The organism is Aeromonas sp. FL131 (genome assembly GCF_049860615.1).
GTDB lineage: Bacteria > Pseudomonadota > Gammaproteobacteria > Enterobacterales > Aeromonadaceae > Aeromonas > Aeromonas hydrophila.
This window is the reverse complement of record NZ_CP187595.1, coordinates 2,600,426-2,626,891: the sequence shown is the minus strand read 5'-3', so window position 1 is coordinate 2,626,891 and position 26,466 is coordinate 2,600,426. Positions and strand designations below refer to the sequence as shown.

21 protein-coding genes and 1 riboswitch are annotated in these 26,466 nt (G+C 61.6%); of the genes, 13 read left to right on the top strand and 8 right to left on the bottom strand.

Going from position 1 to position 26,466, the window contains the following annotated elements; translation table 11 throughout:
- Positions 1–4 precede the first annotated feature (4 nt).
- From ACPW75_RS12065 to mgtE, 5 genes are all read left to right on the top strand, one after another.
- A complete protein-coding gene (locus ACPW75_RS12065) occupies positions 5–1,102 on the top strand; it encodes a flagellar basal body P-ring protein FlgI (RefSeq protein WP_041217320.1) in 1,098 nt (365 codons plus the stop codon).
- A gap of 44 nt (positions 1,103–1,146) precedes the next feature.
- On the top strand, positions 1,147–2,238 hold the full coding sequence (flgJ, locus tag ACPW75_RS12060) for a flagellar assembly peptidoglycan hydrolase FlgJ (protein ID WP_024944830.1): 1,092 nt from the start codon (positions 1,147–1,149) through the stop codon (positions 2,236–2,238).
- A 3-nt stretch (positions 2,239–2,241) separates the two neighbouring features.
- Entirely contained in the window at positions 2,242–4,242 is a 2,001-nt protein-coding gene (locus ACPW75_RS12055; RefSeq protein WP_073350884.1) for a FlgK family flagellar hook-associated protein, read from the top strand.
- Positions 4,243–4,246: 4 nt separating this feature from the next.
- Entirely contained in the window at positions 4,247–5,455 is a 1,209-nt protein-coding gene (gene flgL, locus ACPW75_RS12050; RefSeq protein ID WP_024944832.1) for a flagellar hook-associated protein FlgL, read from the top strand.
- Between the two features lie 214 nt (positions 5,456–5,669).
- Positions 5,670–5,839, top strand: a riboswitch (M-box (ykoK) riboswitch).
- Between the two features lie 120 nt (positions 5,840–5,959).
- Positions 5,960–7,303, top strand: a complete 1,344-nt coding sequence (mgtE, locus tag ACPW75_RS12045) for a magnesium transporter (RefSeq protein ID WP_073350882.1) — start codon at positions 5,960–5,962, stop codon at positions 7,301–7,303.
- Between the two features lie 64 nt (positions 7,304–7,367).
- On the opposite strand, the gene ppx is transcribed toward mgtE, so the two are convergent.
- The 3 genes from ppx to ACPW75_RS12030 all read right to left on the bottom strand — a co-directional run bounded on the left by ppx (position 7,368) and on the right by ACPW75_RS12030 (position 11,505).
- Entirely contained in the window at positions 7,368–8,858 is a 1,491-nt protein-coding gene (gene ppx, locus ACPW75_RS12040) for an exopolyphosphatase (RefSeq protein WP_073350880.1), read from the bottom strand.
- A complete protein-coding gene (gene ppk1 / locus ACPW75_RS12035) occupies positions 8,848–10,917 on the bottom strand; it encodes a polyphosphate kinase 1 (protein WP_073350878.1) in 2,070 nt (689 codons plus the stop codon). Before ppk1 ends, ppx begins: the two co-directional genes overlap by 11 nt.
- A 75-nt stretch (positions 10,918–10,992) precedes the next feature.
- Positions 10,993–11,505, bottom strand: coding sequence for a glycine cleavage system protein R (locus ACPW75_RS12030; protein WP_016351315.1), 513 nt, complete (start codon positions 11,503–11,505; stop codon positions 10,993–10,995).
- A gap of 211 nt (positions 11,506–11,716) precedes the next feature.
- Here ACPW75_RS12030 and ACPW75_RS12025 point away from each other — a divergent pair, with 211 nt between their 5' ends.
- The 5 genes from ACPW75_RS12025 (at position 11,717) to ACPW75_RS12005 (ending at position 17,741) form a co-directional block, all read left to right on the top strand.
- On the top strand, positions 11,717–12,586 hold the full coding sequence (locus ACPW75_RS12025; protein WP_323947365.1) for a DUF2726 domain-containing protein: 870 nt from the start codon (positions 11,717–11,719) through the stop codon (positions 12,584–12,586).
- Between the two features lie 278 nt (positions 12,587–12,864).
- Positions 12,865–14,286, top strand: a complete 1,422-nt coding sequence (locus ACPW75_RS12020) for a sigma-54 dependent transcriptional regulator (RefSeq protein WP_029303977.1) — start codon at positions 12,865–12,867, stop codon at positions 14,284–14,286.
- A 106-nt stretch (positions 14,287–14,392) separates the two neighbouring features.
- Positions 14,393–15,427 carry a sensor histidine kinase gene (locus ACPW75_RS12015; protein WP_011706627.1) on the top strand — a complete coding sequence of 345 codons (1,035 nt, stop codon included), beginning with the start codon at positions 14,393–14,395 and terminating at the stop codon, positions 15,425–15,427.
- A 61-nt stretch (positions 15,428–15,488) separates the two neighbouring features.
- A complete protein-coding gene (locus ACPW75_RS12010) occupies positions 15,489–16,832 on the top strand; it encodes a sigma-54-dependent transcriptional regulator (protein ID WP_425904310.1) in 1,344 nt (447 codons plus the stop codon).
- A 147-nt stretch (positions 16,833–16,979) separates the two neighbouring features.
- The gene (locus tag ACPW75_RS12005) at positions 16,980–17,741 is read left to right on the top strand and encodes a Nif3-like dinuclear metal center hexameric protein (RefSeq protein ID WP_016351311.1); all 762 of its coding nucleotides are present in this window, start codon (positions 16,980–16,982) and stop codon (positions 17,739–17,741) included.
- Positions 17,742–17,859: 118 nt separating this feature from the next.
- On the opposite strand, the gene purN is transcribed toward ACPW75_RS12005, so the two are convergent.
- Together purN and purM are read right to left on the bottom strand one after the other, a co-directional pair.
- Positions 17,860–18,498 carry a phosphoribosylglycinamide formyltransferase gene (gene purN / locus ACPW75_RS12000; RefSeq protein ID WP_179101310.1) on the bottom strand — a complete coding sequence of 213 codons (639 nt, stop codon included), beginning with the start codon at positions 18,496–18,498 and terminating at the stop codon, positions 17,860–17,862.
- 32 nt (positions 18,499–18,530) lie between these two features.
- On the bottom strand, positions 18,531–19,568 hold the full coding sequence (purM, locus tag ACPW75_RS11995) for a phosphoribosylformylglycinamidine cyclo-ligase (RefSeq protein ID WP_139391089.1): 1,038 nt from the start codon (positions 19,566–19,568) through the stop codon (positions 18,531–18,533).
- A gap of 175 nt (positions 19,569–19,743) precedes the next feature.
- Here purM and upp point away from each other — a divergent pair, with 175 nt between their 5' ends.
- The 3 genes from upp (at position 19,744) to hda (ending at position 22,450) form a co-directional block, all read left to right on the top strand.
- On the top strand, positions 19,744–20,370 hold the full coding sequence (gene upp / locus ACPW75_RS11990) for a uracil phosphoribosyltransferase (RefSeq protein WP_005302745.1): 627 nt from the start codon (positions 19,744–19,746) through the stop codon (positions 20,368–20,370).
- Between the two features lie 143 nt (positions 20,371–20,513).
- Positions 20,514–21,533: a DUF2066 domain-containing protein gene (locus ACPW75_RS11985; protein WP_077095384.1), complete on the top strand. Its 1,020-nt coding sequence runs from the start codon at positions 20,514–20,516 to the stop codon at positions 21,531–21,533.
- A gap of 215 nt (positions 21,534–21,748) precedes the next feature.
- A complete protein-coding gene (gene hda / locus ACPW75_RS11980; protein ID WP_016351307.1) occupies positions 21,749–22,450 on the top strand; it encodes a DnaA inactivator Hda in 702 nt (233 codons plus the stop codon).
- A 112-nt stretch (positions 22,451–22,562) separates the two neighbouring features.
- Here hda and aceA read toward each other — a convergent pair whose 3' ends face one another.
- The 3 genes from aceA to ACPW75_RS11965 all read right to left on the bottom strand — a co-directional run bounded on the left by aceA (position 22,563) and on the right by ACPW75_RS11965 (position 26,422).
- Positions 22,563–23,876 (bottom strand): isocitrate lyase, encoded by a 1,314-nt coding sequence (aceA, locus tag ACPW75_RS11975; RefSeq protein ID WP_011706620.1) that lies wholly within the window; start codon positions 23,874–23,876, stop codon positions 22,563–22,565.
- A gap of 75 nt (positions 23,877–23,951) precedes the next feature.
- Entirely contained in the window at positions 23,952–25,559 is a 1,608-nt protein-coding gene (aceB, locus tag ACPW75_RS11970) for a malate synthase A (RefSeq protein ID WP_011706619.1), read from the bottom strand.
- Positions 25,560–26,275: 716 nt separating this feature from the next.
- The gene (locus ACPW75_RS11965; protein ID WP_181014865.1) at positions 26,276–26,422 is read right to left on the bottom strand and encodes a hypothetical protein; all 147 of its coding nucleotides are present in this window, start codon (positions 26,420–26,422) and stop codon (positions 26,276–26,278) included.
- Positions 26,423–26,466 lie beyond the last annotated feature (44 nt).

Sequence of the window (26,466 nt, the reverse complement as noted above, 5' to 3'; positions counted from 1 at the left end):
TGTTATGAAGTCGCTCCGTCTTGTTGCCCTGTTCTGCTGCCTGTTGCCCCTGGGGATGGCCCATGCCTCCCGGATCAAGGACATCAGCTCGGTAGAAGGGGTACGTAGCAACCAGCTGATCGGCTACGGTCTGGTGGTCGGTCTGCCGGGCACGGGTGAGAAGAGCAACGCCTTCACCGAGCAGACCTTTCGCACCATGCTGAACAATTTCGGCATCAAGGTGCCGGACAACATCAAGCCCAAGATCAAGGACGTGGCGCCGGTGGCCATTCATGCGGATCTGCCGCCGTTTGCCAAGCCGGGCCAGACTATCGACGTGACGGTGTCGGCCATCGGCGAGGCCAAGAGCCTGCGCGGCGGCACCCTGCTGCAAAGCTTCCTCAAGGGGCTGGATGGCCGGGTCTATGCGGTGGCGCAGGGCAGCCTAGTCGTTGGCGGGCTGGGGGCCGAGGGGGCCGACGGCTCCAAGGTGGTGGTCAATACCCCGACCGTGGGCCGCATCGCCAACGGGGCCACCGTGGAGCGGGAAGTCCCGAACTCCTTCAGCCAGGGGGATACCATCACCTTCAACCTCAACCGCCCGGACTTCACCACGGCGCGCCGGCTGGCGGACGTGGTCAACGATCTGGTCGGCCCCAACACGGCGCAGGCGCTCGATGCCACCTCGGTCAAGGTCTACGCACCGCGGGACCCGGGCCAGCGGGTCTCCTACCTCGCCACCATCGAGAACTTGGAGGTGGATCCGGCCAGCGAGGCAGCCAAGATCATCGTCAACTCCCGGACCGGCACCATCGTCATCGGCAGCCAGGTGCGGCTCAAGCCGGCGGCCATCAGCCATGGCGGCTTGACGGTCACCATCGCGGAAAATCAGCAGGTGTCCCAGCCCAACCCACTCTCCGGCGGGCAGACGGCGGTCACCAACAACTCCACCATCAACGTGCAGCAGGAGCAGGGACGCATGTTCAAGCTGGATACCGGGGCCACCCTGGATGATCTGGTGCGGGCGGTGAATCAGGTCGGGGTGGCGCCCGGCGATCTGATGGCGATCCTGGAGGCGCTGCAACAGGCCGGCGCCATCGAAGGCCAGCTGGTCATACTGTAATAAAGCGGCAAGGGGTTGCCACGGGCGGCAATGAGGTAAGCAAAATGGCAGAGTTAGACACCAACAGCGGCGTGAATCTGGGCATGGTGCAGGATATCCAGAACCTGGATCGCCTGCGCCAGCTGAGCCAGAGCAAGGAGGGCAAGGCGGATGCGCTCATGGCGGCTTCTCGCCAGTTTGAGTCCATTTTTACCCAGACCCTATTTCAAAGCATGCGCCAGGCCAACCAGGTATTGACCCAGGACAGCCCCTTCAACAGCAGCTACACCCAGTTCTACGAGGGGATGCTGGACGAACAGCGGGTCGCCGACATGTCGAGCAAGGGGGGCATCGGGCTGGCTGCCATGGTGGCCAAGCAGCTCTCGCCAGAGACTTTTACTCACCACGACGGGCGGGTGCTCAAGATGCCGCAGCGTACCGAGCGGGTCTATAAACCCTATCAACCGCCCACCTCGGCCGCCAACGATCTCATCTCAGCCTCAAAAGTTGGCAAAGATTTTGCTGACAAGGAGATGAGTGGCGATGTGCAGCCTTTGGCAACGGCTCACCGCAGTCGCCGCACCATACCGCCGATGGGGCCTGCGCAAGTAGGACACGGCATTCGCGGCGCCAAGGCGCTCGATGAAACGACCCAGGTGTTTGACACCCCTGAAGAGTTTGTCAACCGGCTGATGCCGCTGGCCAAGAAGGCGGCCGACAAGCTGGGATTGAGCCCGGCAGTGCTGGTAGCCCAGGCGGCGCTGGAAAGCGGCTGGGGCAAGCGGGTGATCAAGAACGGGGAGGGGCAGGTGACCCACAACCTGTTCGGCATCAAGGCCGATCCGCGCTGGGAAGGGCCCAAGACGGTGGTCAGCACTCTGGAATACGAGAAAGGAGTGGCATCGCGCCAGAAGGCGGCGTTTCGCTCCTACGAGTCGTTCGAGGAGAGCTTTAACGACTATGTCGATTTCCTGACCTCGGGTTCCCGCTACAAGGGAGCCCTGGCCAAGGTGGACAGTCCGGACCGTTATTTCGAAGCCTTGCAACAGGCTGGATACGCCACCGACCCGCACTACGCCAGGAAACTGAAACAGGTATTGCGCAGTGATGCCATTGCCGGCTACTCCGCGACCAACAATACAGAAATGGAGCTGTAAGTCATGGCAAGCGATCTGCTTGGAATTGGTACCTCGGGTGTGATGGCCCAGCAGCGACTGCTGCAGACCACCAGTAACAACATCGTCAACGTCAATAGCCAGGGCTATGTGCGTGAACGGACCCTGATCTATACCAATGCCAACGGACTTGGTACCGGCGACATGCTGACCGAGCGGGTCATCAACGCCTATGCCCAGGGAGAGGTCAGACGCGACACGTCCGCCTTCTATGCCTCCTCCACCCGTTATCAGCAACTCGCCAACACCGACAGTCTGCTGGGAGACACCAGCAACAGCGTCGGCGCCGCCATCAGCTCCTATTTCGAAGGGTTCCATACCGCCAACGAAGCCCCTGCCGATATCTCCGGCCGCAAGACTACCCTGAGCCAGCTCAGTGGCATGGTAAACCGCTTTCACACCCTGTCGGCCCAGCTGGACAAGCAGACCGACACCATCAATACCACCATCGGCGATGAGGCCAAGCGGGTGAACAGCCTGATCAACAGCATCAACGATCTGAACCAGGCCATCATTCGCACCCAGGGCACGCCGGAAGAGAACCTGATGCTGTTCGACCAGCGCGACGAGGCCATCCGCCAGCTCTCCGAGAAGATGGAGATCCGCACCGTGCCGCAGGACAACGGCAGCATGCTGGTCAACATGAGCACCGGCCACTCCCTGGTACTCAATGGCAGCGTTGCCCAGCTCAGCGTGGTGCCGGGCAATCCCGATGCCCGTGAGCCCGAGTTGCAGCTGAACATGGACCCCAACAAGATCACCCTGAACAACAAGGACATTGGTGGCGGTCTCGGCGGTCTCTTCTCCGCCCGCAACGATCTGGAACCGTCCAAGCGCGAGCTGGGCCAGTTGGCCGCCGCCATGGCCGATGCCATGAACCAGCAGAACCGGTTGGGGATGGATCTGGACAACGAGCTGGGAGGGGATCTCTTCTCCCTCGGCTCGAGCGATGGTCTGGCCTACAGCCAGAACACCGGCAGCGGCGCCGCCAAGGTGAGCTTCGTGCCCGGCAAGGGCACGGAAGTGACCACCTTTGATTACGAAGTGCAGTTCAGCAGCGCCACTGGTTACGAGGTGTTTTCGGTGGACAAGGATGGTAACCGCACTTCGCTGACCACAGGTACCACGCCGCCCGCCACGGTACAGGTGGCGGGTCACGGCATCCAGATCGATCTCTCCGGTACCCCGGCGGCGGGGGATAAGATCCTGCTGCAGCCGACCAAGCGGGCAGCCGCCGGCTTGGGTCAGCTGGCTACCCGGGCCGAAGATCTGGCGCTGGCATCGCCGCTCAAGGCCGATAAAGGCAAGAACAACTTCGGTTCGGGCGAGATCAAGCTCAATGGCATTACCAATACCGGTGCCGGCTCAGGCTTTGGTATCAACAGTCTGAATCCGGCCTCACCTCAGATAGTGAAGATAGACGGCAGCGGCAACTATGAGGTCTATGCGGCGGACGGTACCACGTTGATTGGGGTAGCCCCCGCTTCCAGCAAGGGACAGAACCTGATGGCTGCCCTCGAGAGTCCACTGGGCGGCCCCAAGGTTTATGCCACTCCGACCCAGACTCCGGGTTACGAGTTCAGCATTACCGGCAAGGTGGAGGCCAAGGACAGCTTTACCCTCAGCTATAACACCGACGGCTTTGCCGACAACGCCAACGGGCTGGCTCTGGCGGATCTGCAGAACAAGGATCTGGTGCGCAAGAGCAGCAACGCCGGCACCAGCAACGACAAGATGACCTTCAACGAGGCTTACTCCAGTCTGGTGACCGGGGTGGGCAATACCGCCAGCCAGGCCAAGAGTCAGCTCAAGGCAGACGAAACGAAATTGACCCAGAGCAAGGGGATTTTCGAGAGTGTCTCCGGTGTCAGCCTGGAGGAGGAGGCGGCCAACCTGATCCGTTATCAGCAGTCCTATGCCGCTTCCGCCCAGATTGTCAGCACCGCCAAGACCATCTTCGATACCCTGTTGTCATCAGTGAGGTAAATCGATGCGTATCACCACCAACATGGTCTATGACCGCAACATCTCCTCGCTGAACGGCGCCAACGAGCGGCTGAGCACGGCGTATGAGCAGCTGATGACCGGCAACAAGTTCAAGACGGCGGGGGAAGATCCCTCCGGCATGAGCCAGAAGCTGGCGCTCACCAAGGAGATCGATCTCTTCAAGCAGTACGGGGTCAACGGCAGCCTGCTGGAAAACAGCCTGGGCCACGAGGAGACGGTGCTGACCGCCCTCAACACCGCCATGACCAGTGCCCAGACCCTGATCCAGAAGTCAAATAATTCAGCTATGGATTTAGAAGAACGCAAGGCTATCGCCAGCGAGCTGGAGGGGCTGCAAAAGCAGATGTTCGACCTGATGAACAGCAAGAACTCCCAGGGCGAATATATCTTTGGCGGCAACCAGAGCAAGACCCAGCCCTTCATCAAGGATGCCAGCGGCAATTATGTCTTTCAGGGGGATACCGGCCAGCGCAACATTCAGGTGTCGCCAACGGTGCAGATCCCTGCCAACGATTCCGGCTTCAATCTGTTCGAGATAGTGCCGACCCGCAGAACCAGCAGCGCGGGGAGCGCCAATATTCAGGTCGGGGTGGCCGATCAGGGCAACTTCGACAGCTTCTATCGCAACAACTACGACTCCTCACTCGCCAGCAACCAGTATACGGTGAACACCATCGCCGGTACGCCGGATACCTATGAGATCAGGGATGGCGGCGGTGCCTTGCTGCAAAGCGGCGACTATGTGGCAGGCAACAAGATCCCCTTCAACGGGCTGGAGCTGACCCTGTCGCTGCCAGCTGGAGGGGCGGCGCAAAACTTCGTACTGGATCCACCCCAGAACAACAACATCCTCGATGGCATGTCTGATTTCATCACCGCGCTGCGGGATCCCAACATCACGCCGGATACCTTCCAGCTGAAGGTGGCGGATGCCACCGCCCACATGAAGAATGCCCGCCAGAACATGGATCAGGGGTTAGGGGAGGTTGGCAGTCGGTTGAATAGCCTGGAGCAGGTGATGGGCTCGAACGAAGGGCTGAGTACCTTGAACCAGCAGGCGAGGGCCAAGGTCTCCGAAACGGATCTCTATGAGGTGATTGCCACCCTGTCAAAAGAGGATGCGGCGCTGAGCGCCACCCAGCTCTCTTTCAGCAAGATCAGCAAGCTGACCCTGTTCGACTACATTCGTTGACTGGTCACTCATCGCTCGCGGCCTCGATGGCTGCGAGCGATGGTTACCCGCTTGGCCCCTGTTTTTCCCGCTCGTTTATCCTCATTCAACTCCCCATGTCGGCCAATTGTAACAAGCTGTTGCCACAGGCTATTTAGCGCATTGCGACGGGTTGACTCCTATTGAGCATTCGATAATCATGCAGCCCGCACAACAGAGGGTTGTGCGCATATTTGCAGCATCTCGTTAGGCGAGGCTCCTGTATAAACACAGGCCACTGATCTCACGACGTCCAGAGACGCCCAAGATCAGGACAGTTTTCATCGGATTAAGGTGTAAACCCAAGTGGCTTCCGGCATGCCGGATACGTTATGCAGTGCTAAAGCTGGTACGTGGGGATGATGACACGCCGGACGGCGTCATTTCCTGCCTATTACTCGTCAATCAAATTGCTGTTTTCTTTCAGACGGCGACGGATCACCGTTCGCGCTCAGGCTTGCCTGAAATCACATGAGGTCATTTGTGATGAAGAAAACACAGACTCTACTCAATCGTCACCAACTGCTCGATCTGGCTGCCCTGCAGGGTTGGCTGGAGCACAACCTGGATCCGGTTCAGCGTGCCGATCAGCTGCTGACCCTGCGTCCGGAAGAGCTCAACTGCATTTTCGATACCCTGCCCACTGCCGACGGGGCGGCGCTGCTCAGTTCGCTGTCTGCTGACTGTGCCGGGCGCCTGCTGATGCGGCTGCATGCCAGCATCGTCAGCGTGTTGCAGGGGGCCATGCCCCGCCGCGACATGCTGGCCATTCTGCGCCGGCTGGGCAGCAGTGATCGTACCATGCTGCTTGCCCGCTTCCCGGAGCAGGTGCAGTCCACCTTCTACTCCCTGCTCGACTGGCCGACCGAATCGGTGGGCGCCAACATGCGCCACGAATTCCTGGCCATCGGCGATCAGGAGACGGTGGGCAGTGCCAAGCAGCTGATCCACGATGCCTGGGACAACGCCCAGCTGTTCCAGCACCTCTATGTGGTCAACAACGACCACCGCCTGCTTGGCAGCATCTCGCTCAAATCCCTGCTGATTGCCGACCCGCAACTGCCGGTGAGCGAGTTGATGGACCGGGAGACGGTGCGCATCAACGCCCGGGCGGATCAGGAACTGGCAGCCCGCCTGCTGATTGACCGCGACATCTCGACCCTGCCGGTGGAGGATCAGGGCAAGCTGGTGGGTATCTTCCACGTGGACGATGCCGCCGACATCCTGGAGCTCGAATCCACCGAGGATGCGGAGATGCAGGGTGGCTCCTCGCCGCTCGACACTCCCTATCTGCAGGCGACTCCCTGGCAACTGTGGCGCAAGCGGGTGGGCTGGCTGCTGATCCTGTTCGTGGCCGAAGCCTATACCGGTACCGTGCTGCGGGCGTTTGAAGAGCAGCTGGAAGCCGCCATCGCACTGGCCTTCTTCATTCCGCTCCTGATCGGCACCGGCGGCAACAGCGGTACCCAGATCACCACCACCATAGTGCGAGCCATGGCGGTCGGGGAGGTGAGCCTGCGCAACCTCGGCACTGTGCTGAAAAAGGAGATCTCCACCGGTCTGCTCATCTCGGCCGCCATTGCGCTGGCCGCCTGGGTACGGGCCTGGAGCCTGGGGGTTGGCCCCCAGATCGGCATGGTCGTCACCCTGACCATCATCGCCATCGTGCTGTGGAGCGCCACCGTCGCTTCTGTGATCCCCATGGTGCTGCGTCGCTTCCGCATCGACCCGGCCGTGGTATCCGCTCCCTTCATCGCCACCCTGGTGGATGGCACCGGTCTCATCATCTACTTCGAGATCGCCAAGCTGCTGCTGCCCGAGCTGCAGTAAGCCACAACATGAAACGACAAAAAGGCAGCCCGCGGGCTGCCTTTTTTGCATCTGGTGGCCGGGCTCAGCCGAGCTGGAACAGCAGTGGCCAGCCCTGCTCCTGGCAGTAGCGGTGCTCCTTCTCCAGATTCTGCATCAGCAATTTGTTCTCGTCGCACCAGTCCAGTGGCAGGGTGACCACCAGCTGATCGCCGGCGGCCTGTACATGCCAATCGGGCAGCAGCTTGTCCTGGCGCCTGTGGTGGGCGGCGACCGCGAGGCGCAGAATGCGGATGCAGCGCAGCACCGTCTGTTCGTCGTGGTTGGGCAGAGAAGGGAGCTCGGAGAGCTTGAGCCCCTTGCGGTGAAAGCGCACCAGCGCGGCCAGCAGGGCCTGATCGTCCTGGTTGAAGCCGGGCAGGTCGGTGTGCTGCAGGATATAGGCGGAGTGGCGGTGAATGCCGCTGTAGTTGATGGCAAGGCCGATCTCGTGCAGTCGCGCCGCCCAGCCGAGGATGGCGCGATAGGGCTCCTCCGGCATCTCCCAGGGGCCGCTGAGCAGATCGAACAGGGTCAGCACGCTCTGTTCGACCCGGCCAGCCTGACGCTTGTCGATGCGATAGTGAGTGGAGAGTGCCAGGGCGGTGCGCTCGCGAATGTCGTGATGCTGTAGGCGCTCCTCGAACTCGTACAGCAGCCCCTCACGCAGGGCGCCATCGGAATAGTCCATCCGCTCGATGGGCAGCGAGGTGAAGAGCCCGAGCAGGATGGCCACCGCGGCGGCAAATACCTCCTGACGCTCCTCGGTGAGGCCGGCCAGCTTGAGATCGCCGACCCGCTTGTGCCTGAGCATCTCCTGCTTGAGCCGCTCCAGCCCAGCCAGGGTGATGGCGCCATCGGTCCACTCTTCCCCCTGCAACACATCGCGCACGGTGCGGATTGAACCCGAGCTGCCGAGGCAGCTCTGCCAGCCCAGCTTGCGGTACTGGTTGATGATGGGGGCGAGCTGGTGCTGGGCCTCCAGCACGGCATTGTTGAAGGCCTTCTCGCTCAGCTTGCCGCTGGCAAAGAAGCTCTGGGTGAAGCTGACGCACCCCATCTTGCGGCTGGTGAGCGCCTTGTGATCGAAGCCCTCGCCGATGATGAGCTCGGTGCTGCCGCCGCCGATGTCCACCACCAGTACCTGGCCCTCGATGTGCTGGGTATGGGCCACCCCCTGATAGATGAGGCGCGCCTCTTCCTGACCGCTGATGATCTCGATGGGGTGGTTGAGCACCTTGGCCGCCTCGCTCACGAACTCGCGGGCGTTGCTGGCACGGCGCAGGGTATAGGTGCCGGCGATGCGGATCTGATCCGGCTTGATGTTGGTCAGCCGCTCGGCAAACAGGGCGAGGCAGTCGAGGCCCCGGGTCATGGCTTCGGCAGACATGCGGCGCTGGCCGTCCATCCCCTCTGCCAGCCGGACCCGCTCCTTGATCCGATCGACGATCTGCAGCCGTCCTTCGGTGAGGCGGGCGATGACCATGTGAAAGCTGTTCGAGCCCAGATCCACTGCGGCGTACAGGCTATTGTCCATTGTTTGACTCTATGCGTTTGAGGTAGTCGTAAATCGCGACCTGGGAACGGATCTTGCGGCGATTGCCCCGCTTCACGTATTCGTTCTTCTGGTCGGCATCGATGACCCGCGCCTTGCAGGTGTCACTCAGTTGTAGCTCGAGAATGTCGAGGATGCGCTGCTTGAGCCGCTCGTCATAGATGGGGGTGCCCACCTCGATGCGGCCGTCGATGTTGCGGCTCATCCAGTCGGCGCTGGAGATATAGAGCTGGGGATTGCCCTTGTTGTGGAACACCATCACCCGCGGGTGCTCGAGGAAGCGGTCGATGATGCTGATCACCCTGATGTTGTCGCTAAGGCCCGGCACGCCCGGACGCAGGGCACACATGCCGCGGATGATCATCTGGATGGGCACCCCGGCCTGACCGGCGGCATAGAGCCGGTTGATGAGGTCTCTGTCCACCAGGTTGTTGATCTTGAGGGTGATGCCGCTGGGCTGGCCCGCCTTGGCGTTGGCCAGTTCGTTGTCGATGAGCCGGTAGAGCTGGCGGCGACTGTTGATGGGGGAGACCAGCAGGTGGTTGAACTTGTAGCGCCGATAGGGATATTCGATGTACTCGAACACTCCCTCCACCTCGGCGGTGATGTCCGGGTGGCGGGTCAACAGGGAGAAATCGGTATAGATCTTCGCCGTTTTCTCGTTGAAGTTACCGGTGCCGATGTGGGCGTAGCGCACCGCCTCACCCTGCTCGTGGCGGGTGATGAGGCAGAGCTTGGAGTGGATCTTGAGGCTCGGCACCCCGAACACCACCTTGACGCCAGCATCGGTCAGGATGTTGGCCCAGTCGATGTTGGCCGCCTCGTCGAAGCGGGCACGCAGCTCCACCACCACGGTCACCTTCTTGCCGTTGTTGGCGGCGTCGATGAGGGAGTGGATGATCCGCGACTTCTTGGCCACCCGGTAGATATTGATGCGAATGGCGCTGACCGCCGGATCGAATGCCGCCTGGCGCACCAGCTCGGTGAAGTGGTGGAACTTGTGGTACGGGTAGTAGAGCAGTATGTCCTGCCTGGTGATGGCATCGAAGGCGTTGACGAAGCCGTCAAAATCGCGGCAATCCAGCGCCGGCAGCTTGGGGTTTTCCAGATAATCCCGGCCCACGTTGGGGAAGCCGATGAAATCCTTGAAGTTGTGATAGCGACCGCCCGGCATGATGGCGTCGTAGGAGCTGATCTGCAGCTTGAGCTTCAGGAAGCTGATCATGGCCGCTGGCATCTCCCGCTCGTAGACGAAGCGCACCGGCATGGCGGTGAGGCGCTGCTTCAAGCCGTCACTCATCTTGTCCACCAGGCTCAGATCCAGCTGGTCGGAGAGATCGTATTCGGCGTCCCGGGTCAGCTTGACCGCGTAGGCGGCTATCTCGTCGTAGTCGAAGAAGCCCTTGAAGATCTCGTCGAGACAGAAGCGGATGACGTTGTCGAGGATGATGATCTGCTTCTTGCGACGGGTGCCCTCCGGCGGCAGCTGGAAGAAGCGGGGCAGATCGTCGGTCGGTACTTCCACCAGCGCGTACTGGATCACCTGACCGTTCTTCTTCATCTCGATGGCCAGATAGGTGTACTCGTCTTTCAGAAACTTGACCGGGTTGACCTCTTTGTTGAGCAGGATCGGGATGATGTGGCGCAGCACCTTCTCCTTGAAGAAGACCCGCAGCCACTGCTGGATGGACTCGGAGAGCTGATACTCGTTGACCAGGAAGATGTTGTGGCGGGCCAGCGCTATCAACAGCTCCTTGTAGGTGTTGTCGAACGCCTCGCCGAGCGCCATTACCTTCTGCTGGATGGCGCGCAGCAGCACCTTGGCCTCGTCGTCGCCACCGTGCACCTCGTTGATCAGGATGCGGCGCTTGACGTCCGACACCCGCACTTTAAAGAACTCGTCCTGGTTGGAGGAGAAGATCCCGAGGAAGCGGACCCGCTCGATGAGCGGGACCGTCTTGTCCATTGCCTCTTGCAACACCCGTTCATTGAATGAGAGCCAACTCAGCTCCTTCTCTTCATACTGCTTGTCGGTGCTCATGTGATGCCTCTGTGGTCAGGTCGCGTCTGCGCGGCAGTTATGGCGTGGAAATGTGACAGATTGATGACCATCCGCTCAGTCGATGATGGCCTGATCGATGTCGACCACCAGATCGTCCGACAGAGACTCCAGCGCACTGATGAGATCCCCCAGTTCGAGTCGGGGCGGCAGCGCCACCAGGGCATGGGCGTAGAAGAGCGGGGCGCCGGAGTGGGGGGCCGGTTCGCAGCCGGTGGTGAGATCGGCCACGTTGATGTTGAGCTGACGCAGGATGCTGGCCACTTCGTGGACGATGCCGGCCCGGTCGTTGCCGGTGACGCTGACCATCACCTGCCGCTCCGGCTCCTGGCTGAGCTGGCCTTCGGCGAAGCTGACGGTGAGGCCGGGCAGCATCACCAGCGCCTCGCACAGGCTGCGGTAGTGTTCGTCAGGCACGCTGACGTGCAGGATGCCGGCAAATTGTCCTGCCAGTTCGCTCATGGAACTGGCCAGCCAGTTGCCCTGCTGGTGGGTGATGACGTCCGCCAGACTCTCGACGATACCGGGCTTGTCAGCGCCTATCACGGTCACGACCAATTGCTTTTGCATCCTGCTCTCCTTGGAAAATGGGTACTCCGTAGCATTGTGCCTGCTGTCACAGGCCATATGAAGCCCCGCCCACCGCAAATATGGCGAAAAAGCACCGCTGGGAGGGGGTTGGCGCCATTTCTGCACTGCCTGCGCCCGCTGCACCGTGGTAGAGTGATGCCCCTGTTTTGTATTGTGAACCGGATAGCTCTTGTGAACGGGATGTGCGCGTATGAATAGCCTTGTCGTATCGGGATTGGTGTTGTTGGTGTTGCTGCTGCTGGCGATCTTCTGGAGCAGGGGCAAGAAGGGCAAGGCGCTGCCCTATGATCTGCAGGAGACCCTGTTCAGCCCCGCCGAGCGCTCCTTCCTCGGCGTGCTGGATCTGGCGGTCGGCGACCAGGCCCGGGTCTTTGCCAAGGTGCGGGTGGCCGATGTGCTGACGCCGGAGACGGGCATGGGCAAGAGCAAGTGGCAGCAGGCGTTCAACAAGATCAGCGCCAAGCACGTGGACTATCTGCTCTGCCACCCCTCCGATCTCGCCTTCATCTGCGCCATCGAGCTCGATGACAGCTCCCACCGTCACCAGAAGCGCAAGGTGCGCGACAGTTTCCTCAAGGCCGCCTTTGACAGCGCCGGTCTGCCGCTGCTGCAGATCCCGGCAAGCAGCCATTATCAGGTCGAGGAGCTGCGCGAACAGATCCTGCCGCTGCTAAGCGGCCCCCGCCGAGTTCCGGATGAGGATCTGCTGCCAGGGGATCGCCGCGAGCCCACCTTCAGTCCCCTGCAGCTGGATCGGGTAGAGGTGGAAGAGCCTCGCCATGGCGGTCGTGCCCCGGCCGTGGCCCCCATCAAGGCGATCGTATCGCCACGCAGCGCGCCGCTGCCGGCGGCCGACGCCGAGCTGGTGGAGAATCTGTTTGCCGAGGTGGACGAGGACGAAGACGAGCATCCCCATCAGGTGCCGCACTGCCCGCGCTGTGATGCGCCGCTGGTGGAGCGGGAAGCCAAGAAGGGCCCACATGCCGGCCGGTTGTTCCTGGCCTGCAGCCGCTTCCCCGAGTGTCGCTACGCCGCACCCCATACTCACGCCCGCCATTGATCCCCACCGCCTGTTTGCGGCCTGTTGCCGGCCGCAAACAGGCGCACCTGCTCGTGTTCCTGTCTCTCTTGTTTGCCCGCTGCCTGCCCACCGTACCCAAAAAAAGAGGCGACAAAATTTATCTTGTTGCGCCGTTGGGTCGATAAACTTAGGTGAAATGCGACAAATTTTGACAATGCGTCGGAATTTTGGCACTTTGTGCATCCTGCATAAAGTGCGTGGTTTGACCACATAAGCACAATAAAACAATAAGTTACGTCGAGAATAGAGGGATGGATATGATGGCAATGGGAGTGTTGATTGTTGACGCCGATGCGCAGCGGCGCCAACAGTTGGGGACAGTTCTCTCGTTCATGGGGATCCCCTGGCAGGACGTTGCCGAGGGCGATCTGGATGTGGCCATCGAGTCATCCGGCCCGCTGCAGGGGGTGCTGACCGGTTCCCTCAACGGCCGCCCGCTGGGCGAGCTGCTGACCGGATTCCCCCGGGTGCCTTTCCTGTCGCTGGTGGAGGCCGACTTCCCCAACAGCAACTTCATCGGGGTGGCCGAGGCGCCCTTCACCTACGAATCCCTGACCCGCCATCTGCACTTTTGCCAGGCCTTCGTCTCCCTCCATCCTCGTCAGCAGACCCACGACAAGGGACAGGCGCTGTTGCGCCTGCTGGTGGGCAAGGGCAAGGGGATCCAGGAGGTGCGTCGGCTCATCAGCCAGGTGGCCGAGACCGATGCCAACGTGCTGATCCTCGGTGAATCGGGTACCGGCAAGGAGGTGGTGGCACGCGCCATCCATGAACTGTCCGGCCGAAGCCAGGGCCCCTTCGTGCCCATCAACTGTGGCGCCATTCCGGCTGAGCTGCTGGAAAGCGAACTGTTTGGCCACGAGAAGGGGGCCTTCACCGGCGCCATCGCGGCCCGGCGTGGCCGCTTCGAGCTGGCACAGGGGGGCACCCTGTTTCTCGACGAGATCGGCGACATGCCGCTGCCGATGCAGGTCAAGCTGCTGCGGGTGCTGCAGGAGCGGTTGTTTGATCGGGTTGGCGGCGGCAAGCCCATCCAGGCGGATGTGCGCATCATCGCGGCCACCCACCGGGATCTGGAAGCCATGATCCGTACCCAGGGTTTTCGCGAAGATCTCTACTATCGCCTCAACGTCTTCCCCATCGAGACCCCGCCGCTGCGGGAGCGGGCCGATGACATCCCGCTGCTGCTGCAGGAGCTGCTCAACCGCCATGCCGAGCTGCATCAGGGGATGATCCGCCTGACCCAGCGCGCCATGGAATCCCTGATGCAGTACCCCTGGCCCGGCAATGTGCGCGAGCTCTCCAACCTGCTGGAGCGGCTGCTCATCCTCTACCCGCAGCAGATCGTCGACGTGGCTGACTTGCCGAGCCGCTATCGTCTGCTGCCGTGCGAGCCGCGGGACGAGCGGCTGACCGAGATGGACGAGCGCGATGCGCTGGCCGCGGTGTTCCAGGATCCGCCCGAGCTGGATCTGCCCGCTAGCCACGCCCGCGCCATGCAGCTGCCGGAGGAGGGGGTCAACCTCAAGGAGATGCTGGCCGACCTTGAGGTGGAACTGATCCGCCAGGCGCTGGAGTCCCAGGACGGGGTGGTGGCCCGCGCCGCCGACCTGCTCGGCATGCGCCGCACCACCCTGGTGGAGAAGATGAAAAAATACGGGATGAGCAAGGAAGCATAAGGGTCAAAGCCTTGACGCCTAGCTTCAAGAGCTTGATTTTATATGTAAATTTTAGTGGCATGGAAATTGAATAAGCTGACTCAGTCGCCAGTTTGAGGTCAGCTTTATGACAGCCCAGCCGCAGGATACCCCGCTCCAGTCTCACGAGGTGAGCCAGCTTTACGCCATCTTCACGGCGCTGCCCACCGGTGTCTTGCTGCTCGACGGCGAGGGCCGGATCACCCGCGCCAACCCGGCCGCCAAGGCGCTGCTGGGGGAGCCGCTGGAAGGCCAGGCCTGGCGCCAGATCATCGACCGCTGTTTCCAGCCCCGCGAGGATGACGGCCACGAAATTTCCCTGCGCGATGGGCGCCGGGTTCAGTTGTCGACCCAGCCGCTGCCGGATCAGCCGGGCCAGCTGGTGTTCATCAACGATCTGACCGAAACCCGCCAGCTGCAAGATCGCATCAACCACATGAAGCGGTTGTCCGCCCTCGGCAACATGGCTGCCTCGCTGGCCCACCAGATCCGCACGCCGCTCTCCGCCGCCATGCTCTATGCCGCCAACCTGGCCAACCGCACCCTCAAACCGGAATCCCGCAGCCAGTTCCAGCAAAAGCTGATGGCGCGCCTGCAGGATCTCGAAAAGCAGATCAGCGACATCCTGCTGTTTGCCCGCAACGGCGACAACCAGGTGGTGACCCCGACGTCGGTGCAGGGGCTGCTGGCCGAGGTGCAGGCCGGTGCCGAGGCATTTTGCAGCCAGCAGGGCTGTGAGCTGCACATGGAGGCGCCGGAGCCCGATCTCTGTCTGCTGGCCAACAGCAGCGCGCTGGCGGGGGCGGTCAACAACCTCATCGCCAATGCCCAGCAGGCCGGCGCCACGTCGCTTCTGGTGAGCGCGGTACGCAGCGGCGCCCGGGTGGAGCTGCGCATTCTCGACAACGGCAAGGGGATGCCCGCTCACCTGCTCAGCCAGATTTTCGAACCCTTCTTCACCACCCGCTCCCAGGGCACCGGCCTTGGGCTGGCGGTGGTGCAATCCGTGGTCCGTGCCCATCAGGGCGAGGTCAGCGTGGCCTCGGTACCCGGCGAGGGGACCTGTTTTACCCTGTCGTTCCCCCTGCACCAGCAAGCGGTGCAGCTGGGGGGTGTAGCATGAGCGTCAGGCTCGTGGAAATGAATATTGCAGCGGCCAGGTTGGCTGTGGTGGGAGGTGTAGCATGACTCAGGCCCGGATCCTGGTAGTGGAAGATGACAATGGCTTGCGCGAAGCGCTGGTGGATACCCTGTTGCTCGGCGGTTATGAGTGCCGCGAGGTGGACAGTGGCGAGCGGGCTTTGCTGGCCCTGTCGCGCCAGAGCTTCGACATGGTGATCTCGGATATCCAGATGGGGGGCATGGATGGCCTGACCCTGCTGGCCAACATTCGTCAGCAATATCCCCAAGTGCCGGTGCTGTTGATGACCGCCTACGCCAACATCGACGGGGCGGTGCGCGCCATGCGCGAAGGCGCCATCGATTACCTGGCCAAGCCCTTCTCGCCCGAGGTGCTGCTCAACCAGGTCAGCCGTTATGTGCCGGCCCAGAAGGTGGAGAAACGGGCCGTGGTCTACGGCGATCCCAAGACCGCCGAGCTGTTCCAGCTGGCGACCCGGGTGGCCAGAAGCGAGGCCACCGTGATGGTGACCGGTCCGAGCGGGACGGGCAAAGAGGTGCTGGCCCGCTACATCCACGACAACTCCAGCCGCGCCGAGCAGACGTTCGTCGCCATCAACTGCGCCGCCATTCCGGAGAACATGCTGGAGGCGACCCTGTTCGGCTATGAGAAGGGGGCCTTTACCGGCGCGGTACAGGGCTGCCCCGGCAAGTTTGAGCAGGCCCAGGGGGGGACTCTGCTGCTCGACGAGATCACCGAGATGGATCTGGGGTTGCAGGCCAAGCTGCTGCGGGTATTGCAGGAGAAAGAGGTGGAGCGGCTCGGCAGTCGCAAGATGATCCCGCTCGACGTGCGGGTCATCGCCACCAGCAACCGGGATCTGAAAAAAGCGGTGCAGGATGGCCTGTTTCGCGAGGATCTCTACTACCGGCTCAATGTCTTCCCGCTGCGCTGGACGGCGCTGTGGGAGCGTCCCGGCGACATACTGCCGCTGACGGAGCACCTGCTGGCGCTGCATGCCGGCCAGCAGGGATTGCCGACGCCGCAGCTCACAGAACCCGCGCGCGAGCGGCTGCTGGCTCACCCCTGGCCCGGCAACGTGCGCGAGCTCGACAACGTGGTGCAGCGCGCCCTCATTCTGAGCCCGGATGGCCTCATCGGCTGCGAGCACCTCATCCTGGAAGAGGTGGAGGAAGAAGAGATCCGCCTTGTCGGCAGTGAGCGCAGCAGCGGCAGCGAACACCTGGGCAGCGAGCTCAAGCAGCAGGAGCACCAGATCATTCTCGACACCCTGCAGGATTGCAACGGCAGCCGCAAGGCGGTGGCCGACCGGCTCGGCATCAGCCCGCGCACCCTGCGCTACAAGCTGGCCCAGATGCGCGAGGCGGGGATCGACCTGCCGGCCTGAAGCCATTACAGGCCCTGCCATGGGCCACAGTGCGGGAGGCATCATGGTCTTGGCGGCCGGCCTCGATTATCATGGGGCCTCGGCGTTATGAGCCCGATCCCTGTCTGCATCGCAGCACAGGGGTCGGCGCCTTTATAAGGGACCCCTATGATCTCTCATCGAAAACTCGAAACCGTACTCAACCATCTGCTCGAACCGCATGCCATCAAGGATTACTGCCCCAATGGCCTGCAGGTGGAGGGGCGTGAGCGCATTCGCAAGGTGGTGACCGGCGTCACCGCCAGCCAGGCCCTGATCGATGCGGCCGTGGCCGCCGATGCTGACGCCATCCTGGTCCATCACGGCTACTTCTGGAGCGGTGAACCGGCCCAGATCACCGGCATGAAACAGCGCCGCATCAAGACCCTCTTGACCCACGACATCAACCTGTTTGCCTACCACCTGCCGCTGGACGTGCACCCCGAGGTGGGCAACAACGCCCAGCTCGCCAAGCTGCTCGACATCAAGGTGCGCCGCGGCCTCGAGCCCTGGAACAGCAAGAGCGTCGCCATGGTTGGCAAGCTGGAAGAGCCCATGAGTGGCAGCGATTTTGCCAAGCTGATTGCCGAGCGGCTCGGCCGTGAGCCGCTCCATTGCGGCGACAGCGGCCCCGAGCTTATCCGCTCCGTGGCCTGGTGCACCGGTGGCGGTCAGAGCTACATCAATCTGGCGGCGGAGCAGGGCATCGATGCCTTCATCTCCGGCGAAGCCTCCGAGCAGACCATCCACACCGCCCGCGAGATGGGGATGCACTTCTACGCCGCCGGTCACCACGCCACCGAGCGTTACGGCGTCAAGGCGTTGGGGGAGTGGCTGGCGACGGTGCACGGGCTGGATGTGACCTTTATCGATATCGACAACCCGGTCTAGGTTTGATTAACCGCGTCGCGGGGTCATCGGACGTGACTGCAGCAAGTGCGCTGGTAGATAGAAATGACAAGGGAGGCCTGGGCCTCCCTTGTTCTATTTTGCATGCTGTTGTTAGCGATTACTCGCAGGCATAGCCTGCCGGGCCAAGCTGCTTGCCATCGAGCAAGGCAGACCCTGCTCGCATCTGCAAGCGCCCTTCACAGAACCACTGCACCACCAGCGGGTAGATGCTGTGCTCCTGCACCTGTACCCGGGCCGCCACCTCGTCGGCCTCATCCCCTTCGAAGATGGGGACGCGGGCCTGCAGGATCACCGGGCCGCCGTCCAGCTCTTCGGTGACGAAGTGGACGCTGGCGCCATGCTCGTCGTCACCGGCGTCGATGGCGCGCTGGTGGGTGTGCAACCCCTGGTACTTGGGCAGCAGGGAGGGGTGGATGTTGATCATCCGCCCGGCAAAATGCCGCACCAGGTCGGCACTCAGGATCCGCATAAACCCGGCCAGTACCACCAGATCGGGCTGATAGTCCGCCATCAGCGCCAACAGGGCCGTGTCATACTCCTCCCGGCTGGCAAACTGCTGCTGGGCGAGGATGGCAGTGGCCACCCCCGCCTCTTTGGCACGCACCAGACCATAGGCATCGGCCTTGTTGCTGATGACGCCGACCACCTGACCGGCAATCTTGCCGCCGGCACAGCCGTCGAGGATGGTTTGCAGGTTGCTGCCGTTGCCGGAGATCAGCACCAGGATGCGTTTCATGGAGGAGGTCATTTGGCTGTTGATCCGGTCATTCATTGAATGATGACCTGCTCCTCGCCATCGGCCGCCTTGGCGATATGGCCGATATGCCAGGCGTTCTCGCCTTCGGCCTTGAGCAGGGTCAGCGCTTTTTCCAGCTGATCCGCCGGCAGGGCGATGATCATGCCGACGCCGCAGTTGAAGGTACGGTACATCTCGTGGCGGGTGACGTTGCCAGCCTGCTGCAGCCAGCTGAACACCGCCGGCCACTGCCAGCTCTGCTCGTCGATCACCGCCTGGGTGTTGGCGGGCAGCACGCGCGGGATGTTCTCCCAGAAGCCGCCACCTGTGATGTGGGACAGGGCGTGGATCTCGCACTCCTTGATAAGCTTGAGCACGGGTTTCACGTAGATGCGGGTCGGCTCCAGCAGGGCGTTGGCCAGGGTGGTGTCACCCAGCGGCTGCTGCACGTCGGCCTGGGAGACTTCCAGGATCTTGCGCACCAGCGAGAAGCCGTTGGAGTGGGGGCCGCTGGCGGCCAGGGCGATCAGGGCATCCCCTTCACCGACCTTGCTGCCGTCGATGATCTCGCTCTTCTCCACCACACCGACGCAGAAACCGGCGATGTCGTAGTCTTCCCCTTCATACATGCCCGGCATCTCGGCGGTCTCGCCGCCCACCAGGGCGCAACCGGACTGCTCGCAGCCGGCACCGATGCCGGTGACCACGGCCGCGGCGGTGTCGACGTCCAGCTTGCCGGTGGCATAGTAGTCGAGGAAGAACAGGGGCTCGGCGCCCTGCACGATCAGGTCATTGACGCACATGGCCACCAGATCGATGCCGACGGTGTCGTGCTTCTTCAGGTCGATGGCGAGGCGCAGCTTGGTGCCCACCCCGTCGGTGCCGGAGACCAGCACCGGCTCCTTGTAGCCCGCAGGGATTTGACACAAGGCCCCAAAGCCGCCAAGACCACCAAGGACTTCAGGACGACGAGTGCGCTTTGACACGCCCTTGATACGTTCAACCAGTGCATTGCCGGCATCGATATCCACGCCAGCATCCTTGTAGCTCAGTGAGGTTTTGTCAGTCACGCGTATTCCCCGTCATATAAAGAAGTGGAGGGTAAAATTCGGGGCGTATTCTAACAGTGGCGGTGAAAAACCAGAAAGGAAATCGTTTGCGCGTTTTTGCGCGGAAATGCTCTACAAGCGGTGGCTTTTGTTGTATGATTCCGCGATTTTTTTGCGGCAGTTAGAGGAGATAATAATGAAAGTCGTTGAAGTCAAACACCCCCTGGTCAAGCACAAGATCGGTCTGATGCGTGAAGGCGATATCAGCACCAAGCGTTTCCGTGAACTGGCCAAGGAAGTGGGCAGTTTGTTGACCTACGAAGCGACCTCTGACTTCGAAACCGAGAAGGTTACCATCGATGGCTGGAATGGGCCAGTGGAAGTTGACCAGATCAAGGGCAAGAAGGTCACCGTCGTGCCCATCCTGCGTGCAGGTCTTGGCATGATGGATGGCGTGCTGGAGCACATGCCGAGCGCCCGTGTCAGCGTGGTCGGTATCTACCGCGACGAAGAGACCCTGCAACCGGTTCCCTACTTCGAGAAGATCGTCAGCAACATCGAAGAGCGTCTGGCGCTGGTCATCGACCCCATGCTGGCCACCGGCGGCTCCATGATCGCCACCATCGACCTGCTCAAGAAGAAAGGCTGCCAGTCCATCAAGGTGCTGGTGCTGGTTGCCGCGCCGGAAGGCATCAAGGCGCTGGAAGCCGCTCACCCGGACGTGGAGCTGTTCTGCGCCTCCATCGACCAGGGCCTGAACGAGAAGGGCTACATTGTCCCGGGTCTGGGCGACGCCGGCGACAAGATCTTCGGCACCAAGTAAGCCTCGATCGCCTCATCGCGCGCCAGCTGGCGCGCAAACGGAGCCGGCACCCCGCCGGCTCCGCTGTTTCTCCCGCCCCGGCTTGCTGCCATGCGCGCCTTGCCGCTACCATAAGCACCATCTCCCATTTCGAGACTCCTCTCATGCTCAAACGTGTTGTGACCGCCCTCTGCTGCGGCTTGTCATTCATGGTGTCGGCCGCCCAGGTGACCGATCTCTATCAGGGCAAGGCGCCCACCAGCGGCGACATGGCGGCGGCCCAGTCCCAGGCCCTGGGCGAGGTGCTGATCAAGGTGACCGGCAAGCGCGACATCCTGACCCAGCCGGCGGTGGTCAAGGCGCTGGCGGCCCCCGGCGAGTTCGTGCAGCACTACGGTTATCAGGACGTGGGGCCGGTGAAGTTTCTCAAGGCCGATTTCGATGTGGCCAAGGTCAATGCTCTGGTGGCCGAGAGCAAGTTCGCCCTGCTGGGCCCGGCCCGGCCACAAGTGGCTATCTGGCTGGTGATCAATGAAGGGGAGCGGCGCATTCTGCCGGATCAGTCCAGCGATGGCTGGGCTGCCGCCCTGCGTACCCAGGCCCAGGCGATGGGGCTGCCGGTCAGCATTCCGCTGATGGACTTGGACGACAACATGGCGGTCAACGCCACCGACGTCTGGGGCCGCTTCGCCGACCCCATCCTCAAGGCGAGCCAGCGTTATGGCGCCGAGATGGTGGTGTTGGGCAAGCTGACCCCTGAAGGTGACAAGTGGAGCATTGACTGGGGACTCTACGGCCCCAAAGCGGGTGGTGAGCTGAGCGAACTGACCAAGGGCGAGGGTTCTGGCACCCAGGCCGAGGTGGCGCAGACGTTCGCCGATGCCCTGGCAGGTTGGCTGGTGCAGAACTACGGGGCGCGTATCTCCGGTGTCGCCTCCAGCCAGACACTGGTGGTGGAGGGGCTGTCCGGCATCGACGGCATGATCACTGTGCAGAAGATGTTGCAGGGGATGGCCAGCGTCACCAAGGTGGAGATTGGCAAACTGGAGGGGGACAAGGTGACCTTCAACCTGAGCCTGCAAGGGGACAAGGCCGAGCTCATCCGCGGGCTGCAGCTGGAGAGCCGGTTGCGCCAGCTGGCGGATACCCCAGAGGGGCTGAGCTATCAATGGTCGCAGCCCTGATCCTGGCGAGGATCCTGACCGGCTGGCCGGGCATAACCAGCGTGGGCCCAAGGGGCGGTTTTTCAAGCCGGCCAAGGAGTAGCCGCTTTCGTTAGCAATGGTCGCAGCCAGGATCCTTTATGAGGATCCACACCGCCCGGCATCGTCCGGGCGGTTCTCTATCCGCCTTCGCGATGATACACTTGCCCGCAAATGTCACAGTCAAAGCCCAACGAGTGAAGCAACCGGCCCAACTGTCTTTAGCCGTACAACTACCGGATGATGAAACCTTCGTCAGTTTTTATCCCGGCAACAATGCTCATCTGATCACCGCCCTCAAAAATGCGGCCATTGGTCAGGGCTCACCTTTCCTCTATTTCTGGGGGGCCAAGGGATCGGGCCGCTCCCATCTGCTGCACGCTACCTGCGCCGAGGTCAATGCCCGCGACGCCGCAGCCGCTTATCTCTCCCTCGATCAGTTTGAACAGCTCGATCCCAGCATGCTCGATGCCCTCGAAAGCCTGCCGCTGGTCTGCCTCGACAGCCTGGAGGCGATCGCCGGCAATGCGCTGTGGGAGCGGGCCCTGTTCGATTTTTACAACCGCTGGCAGGAGAAGGGCGAGGGTACCCTGGTGGTGACCGGTTGCAGCGCGCCGCGCAAACTGGGGCTGCAACTGCCGGATCTCGCTTCCCGGCTGGACTGGGGAGTGAGCTTCCACCTCGACGAGCTGGACGATGAAGGCAAGCTCAGTGCCCTGCAGCTGCGTGCCGAGCTGCGGGGCTTCAAACTGCCCATCGACGTGGGCCGCTTCCTGCTCAACCGCCTCTCGCGCGACATGCGCACCCTGCTCACCACTCTCAATCAGCTCGACAACGCCTCCTTTCGCGCCAAGCGCAAGCTGACCATCCCCTTTGTCAAAGAGATCCTCGAGCTCTGAGCCCTTCGGGTGTGCTTGAGCGCGAGCGGCGCCGAGGCAATGAATAAAAAGAAACCCCGGCCAGTGGCCGGGGTTTTGCTATCTCAAGGACTCTCCCAAAGAGTTCCGCCTATCAGTGGAACTGATCTTCTTCGGTCGAGCCGGTCAGCGCGGTCACCGAGGATTGGCCGCCCTGAATGACAGTGGTCACCTTGTCGAAGTAACCGGTCCCCACTTCCTGCTGGTGTGCCACGAAGGTGTAGCCCCGCTCGGCAGCGGCGAACTCAGGTTGCTGCACCATCTCGACATAGTGCTTCATCCCTTCACCACGGGCGTACTGGTAGGCCAGCTCGTACATGTGGAACCACATGTTGTGGATGCCCGCCAGGGTGATGAACTGGTACTTGTAGCCCATGTCTGACAGCTCCTGCTGGAAGCGGGCGATGGTGGCATCGTCCAGGTTCTTCTTCCAGTTGAAGCTCGGCGAGCAGTTGTAGGCCAGGATCTTGTCCGGGTACTGGGCCTTGATGGCTTCGGCAAACTTGCGCGCCTCGTCCAGATCCGGCTTGGCGGTTTCGCACCACACCATGTCGGCGTAAGGGGCATAAGCCAGACCGCGGGAGATGGCCTGTTCGATACCGGCCTGCACCTTGTAGAAGCCTTCTGAGGTGCGCTCACCGGTCAGGAAGCCGGCATCGTACGGGTCGGCGTCCGTGGTCAGCAGGTCGGCGGCGTTGGCGTCGGTACGGGCGATCACCAGGGTGGTGGTGCCGCAGACGTCGGCTGCCAGACGGGCCGCGATGAGCTTCTGCACCGCTTCCTGGCTCGGTACCAGTACCTTGCCGCCCATGTGGCCGCATTTTTTCACTGATGCCAGCTGATCTTCGAAGTGCACGCCGGCGGCGCCCGCTTCAATCATCCCCTTCATCAGCTCGAAGGCGTTCAGCACGCCGCCGAAACCGGCTTCGGCATCCGCCACGATAGGCAGGAAGTAGTCGATGAAGCCCTTGTCCTGCGGGCCCACCTTGTTGGCCCACTGGATCTGGTCGGCACGGGCGAAGGAGTTGTTGATGCGCTCCACCACCGACGGCACCGAGTTGGCCGGGTAGAGGGACTGATCCGGATACATGGTGGAGGAGAGGTTGTTGTCCGCCGCCACCTGCCAGCCGGAGAGGTAAATGGCCTCGATGCCCGCCTTGGCCTGTTGCACCGCCTGACCGCCGGTCAGGGCGCCGAGGCAGTTTACATAGCCTTTCTTGGCGCCGCCGTGGATCAGTTCCCACAGCTTGTCGGCACCGCGCTGGGCCAGGGTGTGCACCGGTTGCAGGCTGCCACGCAGGTTTACCACGTCTTCGGCGCTGTAGCCGCGCTTGATCCCTTTCCAGCGGGGGTTTTCCGCCCAGTCTTTCTCGATAGCCTGGATCTGTTGCTCACGGGTCAGTGCCATATCAGTTCCCTCTTTCATTGATTTCACGTTTCCATTGACTTGTTATTGGCGAGCCCCGCTGGGGAGGCCCGTAGTTCAGAGCCGCTCGTAACCGGGCAGCGTCAGAAAATCGATCAGCGTATCGGCGCAGGTGATCTGTTCCATCAGCTCGCTCGCCTCGGCGAAGCGGCCTGCCTGCCAGCGCTCGGCCCCCACTTCGGCTTTGACCACCTCCTGCTCCTCGGCCAGCATCTGGCGGAACAGATCCTTGGTCACCACCTTGCCGTTCGACAGGCTCTTGCCGTGGCGGATCCACTGCCAGATGGAGGTGCGGGAGATCTCGGCGGTGGCGGCGTCTTCCATCAGACCGTAGATGGGCACGCAGCCGTTGCCATTGATCCAGGCTTCCAGGTATTGCAGCGCCACCCGGATGTTGGTGCGCATGCCCGCCTCGGTGCGCTCACCCTCGCAGGGGGCCAGCAGCTCGGCGGCCGTGATGGGGGCATCCTGCTCGCGCAGCACGCCGATCTGGTTGCTGGCGCCAGCCGGGATGGCGGCGTTGAACACCGCCATGGCGGTATCGGCGAGGCCGGGGTGGGCCACCCAGGTGCCGTCGTGGCCGTTGTTGGCTTCACGCTCTTTATCCGCCTTCACCTTGGCAAATACCTGTTCATTCACGGCTGGATCTTTCGCCGGGATAAAGGCCGCCATGCCACCCATGGCCAGCGCGCCGCGCTTGTGGCAGGTCTTGATCAGCAGCCGCGAATAGGCGGAGAGGAAGGGTTTGTCCATGGTCACCACCTGGCGGTCCGGCAGGACGCGATCAGGGTGGTTCTTCAAGGTCTTGATGTAGCTAAAGATGTAATCCCAGCGACCGCAGTTGAGGGCGACGATGTGATCCTTCATCTGATAGAGCAGCTCATCCATCTCGAACACCGCCGGCAGGGTTTCGATCAGCACGGTGGCCTTGATGGTGCCGCGGGGCAGGCCGAACTTGTCCTCGGTCCAGGCGAATACCTCGCTCCACCAGCGCCCTTCCAGATGGCTCTGCAGCTTGGGTACGTAGAAGTAGGGGCCGGAACCCTTGGCCAGCAGCGCCTGATAGTTGTGCAGGAAGTAGAGGGCGAAGTCGAACAGGCCGCCGGGAATGGGGGCTCCATCGAAGGTGACATGTTTTTCCGGCAGATGCAGACCGCGCACCCGGCAGATGAGTACGGCCGGATCGGCGTTCAGGGTATAAGCCTTCCCTTCCGGGCTGGTGTAGGAGACGGTGCCGTTGACCGCATCGCGCAGGTTGATCTGACCCTCGATCACCTTGTTCCAGGCCGGTGCCAGCGAATCCTCGAAGTCCGCCATGAACACCTTGACGTTGGCGTTGAGGGCGTTGATCACCATCTTGCGCTCGACCGGGCCGGTGATCTCCACGCGGCGATCTTGCAGGTCGGCGGGAATACCGCGCACCGTCCAGTCTCCGGCGCGGATGTGGGCGGTTTCAGGCAGAAAATCGGGCAGCTCGCCGCCGTCGATGCGGGCCTGGCGCGCCACACGTTGTTTCAACAATTCGTCCCGTTGGGGAGCAAAGCGTTCCACCAGTTCGGATACCAGGGCCACCGCATCCGGCGTCAGAATTTGCGCGTAATCGGGATGCGTCTCGCCCTGGATGCGCAGACGAGCGCTGCAGTGGGTCTGGGCCGGTGCCGACATAGGGTTCACTCCTTTGAGAATTACATTTTGAACTAATTAACTACGACTAAAGTCGATCCCTGTTTTTTCAAACTTCCCGTAACAACGGGGTAACACGATTCATAAGGTGCGAAATATTGCTCTATTCGTCAACAATTTTTTTAAAACGCACGTTTTGGTCATGATGTTAAGTTGATGTTTATAAACAATTTATGTAGTTAGCGTAAAAACTCTATGCAGATGGTTATGCTCTTGTTTTTCATCCCCTGCCGGTGGCGGATGATGAGTGGAGATAGGGACACGGGGGTGTAAGTTATTACGTAATAAAATTACAAATGCAAAAACAAATCCCGACCTAACTCCAAGCTTCTAAAAAACACATGTATGAAATGAAAGATGTAAACCCAGCAGGCATGTAACTCCTGCTGGTGTTAAGGAGAGAACGTTTGTTTAAAACAATCCAGGCTAAAAGGGGTCGAATGGGATCTGGTCGGCAGAAGAGGAGAAAGTGAGGCGCAATAACGTAGGTTTGTATCACTTGGGTGGATGAGGTGCCTGGGGGCGGGGAGGGGATGTAGCAGTGGATATGACTACTTTTTTTTAGTTATGTAGCATTTTGTTGTTATTTGTATCAGCGGGCCATCCTGGCCCTCAAAGGAGGTAAAACGGGGCGCCATTTCCAGTGCCACTGCCATTTTCTCCCGGTAGTTCAAGAGCGGCATGTCTGCGCCGTCGGCTCAGTAATCATCCTCCGGGGCCGCCAGATCGACGACATCGAGCCGCACGACCGGGCCGTGTTCGGTGGCATACTGATTGGTTGCCGACTCGGTAGCCGGTTGGGGCAGGGGGGCGTACTCTGGCTGTGTGTCAACTGCTTTGGTCATGGGTGCTTGCCTCATTGATTGCAAGCCGGTCGGTGACTCCATCA